The 8,479-nt window shown below is 67.9% G+C and carries 5 protein-coding genes; 2 read left to right on the plus strand and 3 right to left on the minus strand.

The window, feature by feature from the left end:
- Positions 1–67: 67 nt before the first annotated feature.
- A complete protein-coding gene (locus VF697_RS38425) occupies positions 68–2,191 on the minus strand; it encodes a hypothetical protein (protein WP_331102974.1) in 2,124 nt (707 codons plus the stop codon).
- 169 nt (positions 2,192–2,360) lie between these two features.
- Entirely contained in the window at positions 2,361–3,773 is a 1,413-nt protein-coding gene (locus VF697_RS38430; protein WP_331102976.1) for a cytochrome P450, read from the minus strand.
- Positions 3,774–3,922: 149 nt separating this feature from the next.
- Between VF697_RS38430 and VF697_RS38435 the strand changes: the two genes are divergently transcribed.
- Positions 3,923–4,861, plus strand: coding sequence for a terpene synthase family protein (locus VF697_RS38435; RefSeq protein WP_331102977.1), 939 nt, complete (start codon positions 3,923–3,925; stop codon positions 4,859–4,861).
- Between the two features lie 60 nt (positions 4,862–4,921).
- On the opposite strand, the gene VF697_RS38440 is transcribed toward VF697_RS38435, so the two are convergent.
- The gene (locus VF697_RS38440; RefSeq protein WP_331102979.1) at positions 4,922–6,703 is read right to left on the minus strand and encodes a methyl-accepting chemotaxis protein; all 1,782 of its coding nucleotides are present in this window, start codon (positions 6,701–6,703) and stop codon (positions 4,922–4,924) included.
- A 385-nt stretch (positions 6,704–7,088) separates the two neighbouring features.
- Between VF697_RS38440 and VF697_RS38445 the strand changes: the two genes are divergently transcribed.
- Positions 7,089–8,324: a cytochrome P450 gene (locus tag VF697_RS38445; RefSeq protein ID WP_331102981.1), complete on the plus strand. Its 1,236-nt coding sequence runs from the start codon at positions 7,089–7,091 to the stop codon at positions 8,322–8,324.
- Positions 8,325–8,479: the final 155 nt, after the last annotated feature.

Genomic DNA, 8,479 nt, shown 5'->3' on the forward strand with positions numbered 1-8,479 from the left:
CAACGGCGGCCTGCGCTGCCGCCTGTTGCTGTGCACCCTCCCTCCAGCCCGGCCGTGAGGCACCTGCCTAGGCCGCGACGACCTTCGACTTCTCCGCTTCGAGCTCCGTCACCTTCGCGCACATGAGCTGGGCGGCGAGGATGGTGGCGCGCACCACGTTGCGCGGCCGGTAGAGCACCTTGGCGATCCACAGTTTCGGGTGGGTGTCCCCGGGCTCGGTTCCATCGAACTGGGCGAGGTAGGCGGCGCCGCGGGCGATGACGTCCAGGTCGACCTTCAAGTGCTGGAGGTACTCCGACTGCAGCAGTCGCTTCGCGGCCTCCAGGCTCTCCGCCTCCTTCAGCCGCTGGAGCAGGTGCTTCTGCTTCTCCAGGTCCTCCACGAGCTGCTCCTGGTTCACCGGGTCCTTCCAGCGCCGCATGTAGTCCAGCCGCTCCCGGTACTTCAGCAGGCGCTTGAGGATGGCCTGCCTGTCCATCGCGGCCATCATGACCGTGAGGACGGAGAGCACCACCCGGGTCATCACGGCGTTCTGGGCGCTCGCCAGGATGCTGCGGGGCTTGGGCTGCTTGAGGGCCTCGGCCTCCTTCAGGGCCTTCTCCAGCTCCCGCATGGCCACCAGCTCATCGGCCCCCAGGGTCTTCTCGAAGGACTGCTGCTGCTCCGGGGTGCTCAGCGCCTGCCGGGCCTTCAGGTGCTTCATGGCCTTGAGGTCCTTCTCCAGCGTCCTGGGCTCCTTGGCCAGGTCCTGCACGGCCTCGAGCTCGAGCAGGGCCTTCAGGTCCTTCACGGCGTCGAGTTCCTTCTGGAACTTGAGGTACTTGAAGTGCGACATCGTCAGGACGTGGAGGGCGTAGGCGCTCTCCTCGGGGGAGCTGCGATTGAACCAGCCCCAGCCACCATCGCTCCGCTGGGTGTCTTGCATCCACCGGAGGGAGCGGAACGCGCTGGAGGGCTTCCAGTCCAGCAGTGCCTTCACCGCGCAGCTCGTGGGGTAGTACGGCGAGACCTGCCACTTGTCGGTCCAATAGCCCTTGGCCCGACGCTGGCGCAGCAGGAGCTGGGCCGCCTTGTCCCGCCACTCCTCGCCGCGGGGGTGGTGGGCGTTGAGATGGCCATCGTGCTGGATGGCCTCCAGCACGTGCGCGTTCGCGCTCACCGAGGGGCCGCGCTCGGCCAGGAAGCCGACGAAGCCGTCCGGCTTCTCGTACTGCTCGAGCAGCGACCAGTCGACCTTGTAGCCGAAGTCGTTGAGCACCTTGAAGGCCACCGCCGAGTCGTCCGAATCGCCGTAGGAGATCTCCGTGGACCAGGCGAGCCCGTGGGTGCCGATGTGCTTGTGGATGAAGTCGAGCCGGTAGCGGCACTCCTCCTTCAAGTCGGCCGTCAGCCCGGCCACGTGCAGGTTGTGGAGCGTCCAGATGGTCTCCCACAGCCGCGTATCCACGGCGTAGGAGATGTTCTCCAGGTTGCCGCGTTCCACCAGCCGCTCGAGGGCCTTGTACGAGGTCTCATCGCCGCTCTCGATGACGTAGTAGGCCGTGGCCGCCACGCTCGCGGTGATGGTGCCGCTGTGGCCCACGAGGCCCCGGGCCTTCTTCGCGTTCAGCTTGTCGTGGAGGAACTCGAGCGAGAACGCCAGGCTGAGCTCGGGCCAGTAGGTCAGCTCCTTGGGCAGGCGCGACATCTTCTCGTCGAACAGGAGCTTCGCCTCGTCCAGCACCTGCTCGAGCCCCCGCAGCTCCTCGGTCGCGCTGGCGCGCCGGGTGAGCTCCAGCATGAGCGGGTGCGCCACCAGCTCGAAGCCGATGGTGAGGTCCGGCTCCTCCTCCAGGCGAGACCAGGCCTTCTGGACGTAGGCCACGCCCTTCTTCGCCCGGGCGAGGTCCTTGTGGCCGTCGAACTCGGTGAGCGCGAGCACGGAGGCGAGCGTGGCCAGGATGCGCGAGGACACGTAGTCCACCTGCTCGGGGCCCCAGCCACCATCTGCCCGCTGGGTGTGACGGACCGTCTCGAGCAGGCCCGGGAAGGCGGGCTCACGGACAGGGGCGCCCCGCTTCGGCACGCGCGCCACCCACGCCGCGTCATACTCCGAGTACCCCATGTCTTCCTTGTCGAGCCCAGCGAGCAGGGCGCGAGCTCGCTTCAGCAACTCCTCCCGGGAAGGCAGGTGGGCGGCACTCTCGGACATGTGTGGGGACTCCTCTTCTGGGCTCCACCGGGGGCGGTGGATTTCACCGGGGAAGTATTGCTGCAACTCAAAACAAGAGAAAGGCGGGGTGGGGGCCTCCAGGGACCCGGGCCGGACGGACTCACGGCGGGTGGTGGAGGCCCCTCGCTCGGGGTGTGCGTCGAGGCGCTCAGCCCACCGCGGCGACGGCGCGGGGCGTGCGCTTGCGCAGGCGGATCCACACGCCGCCCTGGGGGCGGATGGTCGCGGCGAGCCCGGCCTTCACGGGACGACCGGGCACCGGCTCGATGTCGAAGCGCGACAGCCACCGCGCCAGGAAGAGCTGTCCCTCCATGAGCGCGAAGTCCCTGCCGATGCACAGCCTCTGGCCGATGCCGAACGGAATCCACGCCAGCGGGTGGCGGCCGGCGGAGCGCTCCGGCGTGAAGCGCCACGGGTCGAACTTCTCGGGCTCCTGCCAGAACTCGGGGTGGCGCTGGATGGCGTACGTGGTGACGCCGATGATCGTCCCCTTGGGGATGCGGTAGCCGTCGATGACGTCATCCTCGAGCGCCGTGCGCAGCACCCAGTAGGTGGGCGGGTACATGCGCAGCGACTCCTGCACCACCATCTGCGCCAGCGGCAGGCGGGGCAGGTGGGCGAGGTTCGGCGTCTCCTGGCCGATCACCTTGTCGAAGTCGTCCTGCAGGTTGCGGACGATGTCCGGGCGCTCCAGCAGGCAGCCGCAGATGAAGGCCAGCGCCGTGGACGTGGTCTCGTAGCCCGCGATGAGGAGCGAGACGGCCTCGTCCCGCATGTGGATGTCCTCCATGCCCTTGCCCGTCTCGTCATCCACCGTGTCGAGCATGATGCCCAGCAGATCCCCACCGCTCTGCTTGCTCTCCCGGCGCCGGTTGATGAGCTTGTAGACGACCTCGTCGATGGTGCGCAGGGCCTTCTCGAAGCGCTTGCGGCCGGGCACGGGCATCCACTTGGGCAGGGCGTTGGTGAAGAGGCTGGCCAGGATGTGCTCGACGGCGTAGTTCATCTCGTGGCCCACGGCGTCGGCCTCCTCGGGCGTGATGCCCGCGCCGAACAGGCTCTTGACGACCACGTTCATCGTCATGCGAGCGAACTCGTGGTAGGCCTCCACGGGCTCGCCGGACTCCGCGGCCGCATCCCACCGGGCCAGGCTCTCGTCGATGGCGCCCACCATGAGGTGCATCAGGCTGGCGAGCCGATCCTTGTGGAAGTGCGGCTGGAGCATCCGCCGCTGGCGCAGCCAGAACTCACCCTCGCTGGTGGGCAGCCCGTTGCCGACGATGCACCGGATGGAGTCCCAGATGGGGCCGCCCTTCCCGTAGCCGCGGGCGTTGTCACGCAGCACGTGCTGGGCGTGGCGCGGGTGGTTGAGCATGATCGCTCGCGTGAGGCCCAGGTCGAGCGTGTAGATGTCGCCATACCTGGCTCGGGCCGACAGCAGGTAGCCCAGCGGATCTCCCGCGAGCGAGGGCAGTGCGCCCACGAGGGGATAGCCCGCGCGAGGGGGCAGGGGCGGCGGAGAACCGGTGGACGAGGAGGCGGGGGGCTGGGGGTCGGTCATGACGGTCCTCTCGAAAGGTCCGGGCGCATCATGCCTGAGTGTCGGACGTCGGTCAGTGCCCGGGGGCTTCGGTTGGCTTTCCGAGCCTGCCCGCCTGCCTTGGCCCCTCTGCGTAGGTGGACGTGTCGGGTTGCTCCTATGATTCCGCCATGCTCAGCCCTTCGGAAATCTCCGCCGTCTCGGAGCCGCTCGCGCGGCTCATCGAGTCCAACGGCATCAAGTTCGAACGTGGCAACCCACGGCAGTACTTCGCCCAACTCGGGCTGCTGAGCGTCGGGCTCACCCTGCCGCTCGTTCCCCGGGAGCACCTGGCCACCGTGGTGCTGCTCAAGAACTACTGCAACCTGTGGAACATCGTCGTGGACGACGAGATAGACCGGGAGGGAGGGCGGCGGCACCTGGACGCGAGCATGCAACTGCTCACCCTGCGCCTCCAGGGCCGCTCCGACCAGGTCCCCGACTCGGGCGCCGCCCGGGTGCTGCACGAGATGCTGGAGCTGCTGCCCGCCACCGCCTCTCCCGCCAAGGAGCGGCTGCGCCAGGCCCTCTACTTCGATCTCTGGGAGGAGATGACCGGGTTCAGCTACGAGCACTGCATCAACAGCGTGCGCGCGGCCGCCAACTCGGTGGAGTACGGCAAGTACTCCACCATGACCGCGAGCATCAAACACTTCCTCGACCTGGACTGCCTCTTCGCGGCCGACGAGCTGGAGGACACCGTCTACCGCAAGCTGCGCACGGGGTACGAGTTCCTCGGGCAGGCGGTGAAGTTCGCCTCGGATCTCGGCACGCTGAAGCGGGAGCTGTTGGAGGAGGACAACCTCAACATCGTCCGCATCCTCGCCCTGGAGTCCGGCCTGCCGGGGATGGAGCGGAAGCTGGAGACGGAGGCCCAGTACGAGGCGCTGCTGCCCAGCCTGCAGGACATCTTCGTCCGCTCGCGCAAGCTCGCCCTGGACAACCTGGAGTCCGCCCGCGCGCTGCTGGCCCCTGTCACCGAGGTGGACACGCGCCCCCTGGTGAAGACCATCTCCGGGCTGGTGGAGTCCTACTGCAAGCGCGATCCGTTCTTCCAGAAGCAGCGCTAGCGCCTCGCGCGGGCCGGCCCCTCTCGCCAGAGGGAGGGCCGGCCCGGACCGCGAGTCCGCTCAGTTCCGGGGGAGGGCCGGCGGCTGCGCCGCCTGCTCGGGCAGCGCGTTCTCGGCCGCCTCGGCCCAGCCGTACTGACCCACGAAGCCCGTCACCTGCTCGGCCACGTTGCGCACCACCGAGATGGCCTCCTCCGAGGCCCTCAGCTGCGTCATCGTCTGGTCCATGATGCGCGTCATGTCGGTGACGGCCTGGGTGATCTGCACGATGCCCGCGTCCTGCTGGGTCACCGCCGCGGCGATCTGCCGCACCGAGTTGGCGTTGTCGCGCACGATGGCGGACAGCTGCTCCACCTGCTGGCTGAAGTTGCGGATCTGACTGAGGCTGGCCTCGACGCGCTGGGTGCCCTTCTGCGTGAGCGCCGACGCGCTGCCGATGGCGGTGCCGATGTCCTGGAGGATGGTGCGGATGCTGTGGGTGGCGCGGATGGACTGATCCGCCAGCGAGCGGATTTCCCGCGCCACCACGCCGAAGCCCTTGCCCGCGTCGCCGGAGCGCACGGCCTCGATGGCGGCGTTGAGCGCCAGCATGTTGGACTGGTCGGCCAGGTCCTTCACGATGGAGGTGATGCGGGCGATCTGCTTGGCGCGCTCATCCAGGGACTTGATGCTGGTGGCGATCTCGCGCACCTGCGAGCCGATGTCCGACAGGCCCGCCAGACCCTCCTGGATGGCGACCTCGCCGGACTGGCTGATGTTCTGGGCGCGCTCGGCCTGCTTGAGGATGTTGTTGGCCGTCTTGGCCGCCAGCTGCGAGGTCTGGGTGATCTCCTCGGTGGTGACCTGGGTCTCCTGCAGCGCGGTGGCCTGGACGGACAGCACCTCGGTCTGCTTGTTGGTCGACGTGCCGAGCTGCTGGGCCGAGTGCTGCAGGGAGATGGCCGAGTCGCGCAGCGACAGGGAGAAGGTGCGCAGCTGCTCGAAGACGCGGGCCGTGGCGCCCGACAGGTCGCCGATCTCGTCGGTGGAGATCCAGTTGGGCAGCTTGGGGTTGCCGCTGGCCAGACCGGACAGGGCCTCCTCGATGCTCAGGGTGCCCTCCTTCAGGCGGCGCGCCAGCAGCCAGGCCGTCATGGCGGCGACGAGCAGCAGGTAGCCACCCAGCAGCAGGATGGGGAGGAAGGAGTTGGTGGCCAGCGCCGAGAGCGACTCCTTGATGAGCTGCTGGTACTGGCTGGCGGTCATGTCCGCGCTCTGGCTCATCAGCTGCTGGTAGGCCACGTAGCCCTGCTTGCCGATGACGGTGAGCGTCGTCGCCAGGGTGCAGGCCACGAAGACGGCGAAGGTGTACGGCAGGTACCAGGCTTGGCGAGGCCACAGGAAGCTGCTGCGCTTGGGCAGCGCACCCTTCGACTTGTGGAACTCCGCGGTGGCATAGGGCGCCAGGATGCGCTCGTGGGCCACCTGCGCCAGGATCATCAGCAGCATCAGGTGGAGCGTCACGGTGACGGCGGCCCAGAGAATGATGAGCGGGCTCTTGTCGTAGAGGAATACCGCTGAGCCCACGACGAGGCTCACGCCCGGGACAGTCACCGCGAGGATGGTCGCGACGAGGATGCCCGGAATCTTGAGGATCCGCTCCAGCCGCTCCTCCGGCGTGATGGCCTCATCGAAGGCGCGCTGCACGGCCCGGCGGATGATCTTGTTGGGCAGGATGCCCGTGAGCAACAGGGTGTTGAAGGGCACCACCGTGAGGAGGATGGGCACGGCCTGCTGCCAGTTGATGCCCATGATCACCACCAGCAGGTACAGGATGGGCCCTGTGCCAGCGGTGTTGTACATGTTGTGGGTACTCCACAACTTCTTGAAAACCTTGGCTGCTTCTGGCGAGAGAGAACTCATGTGCGTGCGCGTGGCGCTCCCATGGGACCTGATCCGGAGCTTACATGTCATGGAGCCAAGCTCCAAAGCTATCGGGGAGGTCCTTGAGTTGACGTGAAGACGGATGAGTGGGCGGACGCTCTCCAGGCGAGCAGGGCCGCCGGGGACCGTCTTCACTTCCAGGTACAGCGGACCTATTCACCGGGTGCGTCCGTTTCTGGGTCGCTGGCGTGGCACCTGTCAGGTATGGAGGCCTTGAATGACGCTCGACAAGCTGGCGAGCGTGCAATAGCTTCGCGCGGTGTCTCTACCGCGCACTGCTGACCAGCAGAGGGAGGATGGACCTGTGACGAGCCCGGCTCAGAAGGTCGCCCTCAACCCCGTCAGTCCCGAGAACCTCCTCGACCCGGTTCAGGTCTACAGGGATCTGCGCAACGAGGACCCGGTGCACTGGTCGGATCTCGTGCACGCCTGGTTCGTCACCCGGTACACGGACGTGATGAACTGCTTCCGCGACCCGCGCCTGACGGGGGATCGCGCCAGGCTCTTCGAGTTCCAGCTGCAGGGCGCCAGTCCGGACTTGATCCAGGACTTCATGCGCAACCTGCGCCTGCAGATGGGCATGAAGGACGGTCGGGAGCACCTGCGGCTGCGGCGACTGGCCAACCCGGGTTTCACCCCCCAGGCCATCGACTCCTGGCGGCCCGCCATCCGCCGCACCGTGGCCGCGCTGCTGGATCGCGTCCAGCACCAGGGCCACATGGACCTGGTGAAGGAGATCTCCCACCAGCTCGCCCCGCTCACCATCGCGGAGATCTTCGGTGTGCCCACCAAGGATCGCGAGCAGTTCCAGTCCTGGGCCGAGCCCCACGCCAAGCTCGCCAGCCCTCCGGCGGGCACGGACATGGTGGAGCTGGCGAACCAGGCCAACCGGGCCACCCAGGAGCTGCGCGAGTACCTGCTCAAGATCATCGCGGAGCGGCGTCTGGCTCCGGGGGATGACGTGCTCAGCATGATGATCCACGCCCAGGCGGGTGGGGTCATGACCGAGGACGAGCTGGTGGCCAACGCCAACCTCATCATCTCGGCCGGCCACGTCACCACCACCGACCTGCTCAGCAACACGATGCACGAGCTGCTGACGCACCCCGAGCAGCTCCAGATGCTCCGGGACGACATGACCCTGGTGAAGAACGCGGTGGAGGAGGTGCTGCGCTACAGGCCGCCGCTGCCCTTCTTCGTGCGGATCGCCTCGGAGACCTTCCAGCTGCACGGTCGCACCATCAAGCAGGGGGACGTGGTGTTCCTGGGGATGGCGGCGGCCAACCGCGACCCGTCGGTCTTCCCGGATCCGGATCGCTTCGACATCAAGCGCGACTTCAGCCAGCACAAGCACCTGAGCTTCGGCTTCGGGGCGCACCACTGCCTGGGTTCCGGTCTGGCCCGGCGCGAGCTGGAGATCGCCATCGAGGAGCTCCTCCAGCGCATGCCGGGGCTGCGCCTGGACGAGGAGAAGCCGGCGACGGTCAAGTGCAGCAGCCTCTTCTTCCGGGGCTTCGAGTCACTGCCCGTGCGGTGGTGAGGGCGCGCAGGCCGCGCCGGGTATCAGCCGGGGCCTCCGCCAGCGGGTGAGAGGGGCAGGGGCCGCGGCTCCAGCTGGAGCGGCAGCCGCAGCTCGAAGCGCGCGCCGCCCCCGGGCCGCTGGCCCACCGACACCGTGCCGCCATGGGCGAGCAC

The organism is Archangium sp., assembly GCF_036388035.1.
Lineage (GTDB): Bacteria > Myxococcota > Myxococcia > Myxococcales > Myxococcaceae > Archangium.

Bases quoted from the DNA above. Each gene is read 5' to 3' on its own strand.
- VF697_RS38425 (WP_331102974.1), bottom strand. From the start codon at position 2,191: ATGTCCGAGAGTGCCGCCCACCTGCCTTCCCGGGAGGAGTTGCTGAAG.
- VF697_RS38430 (WP_331102976.1), bottom strand. From the start codon at position 3,773: ATGACCGACCCCCAGCCCCCCGCCTCCTCGTCCACCGGTTCTCCGCCG.
- VF697_RS38435 (WP_331102977.1), top strand. From the start codon at position 3,923: ATGCTCAGCCCTTCGGAAATCTCCGCCGTCTCGGAGCCGCTCGCGCGG.
- VF697_RS38440 (WP_331102979.1), bottom strand. From the start codon at position 6,703: ATGTACAACACCGCTGGCACAGGGCCCATCCTGTACCTGCTGGTGGTG.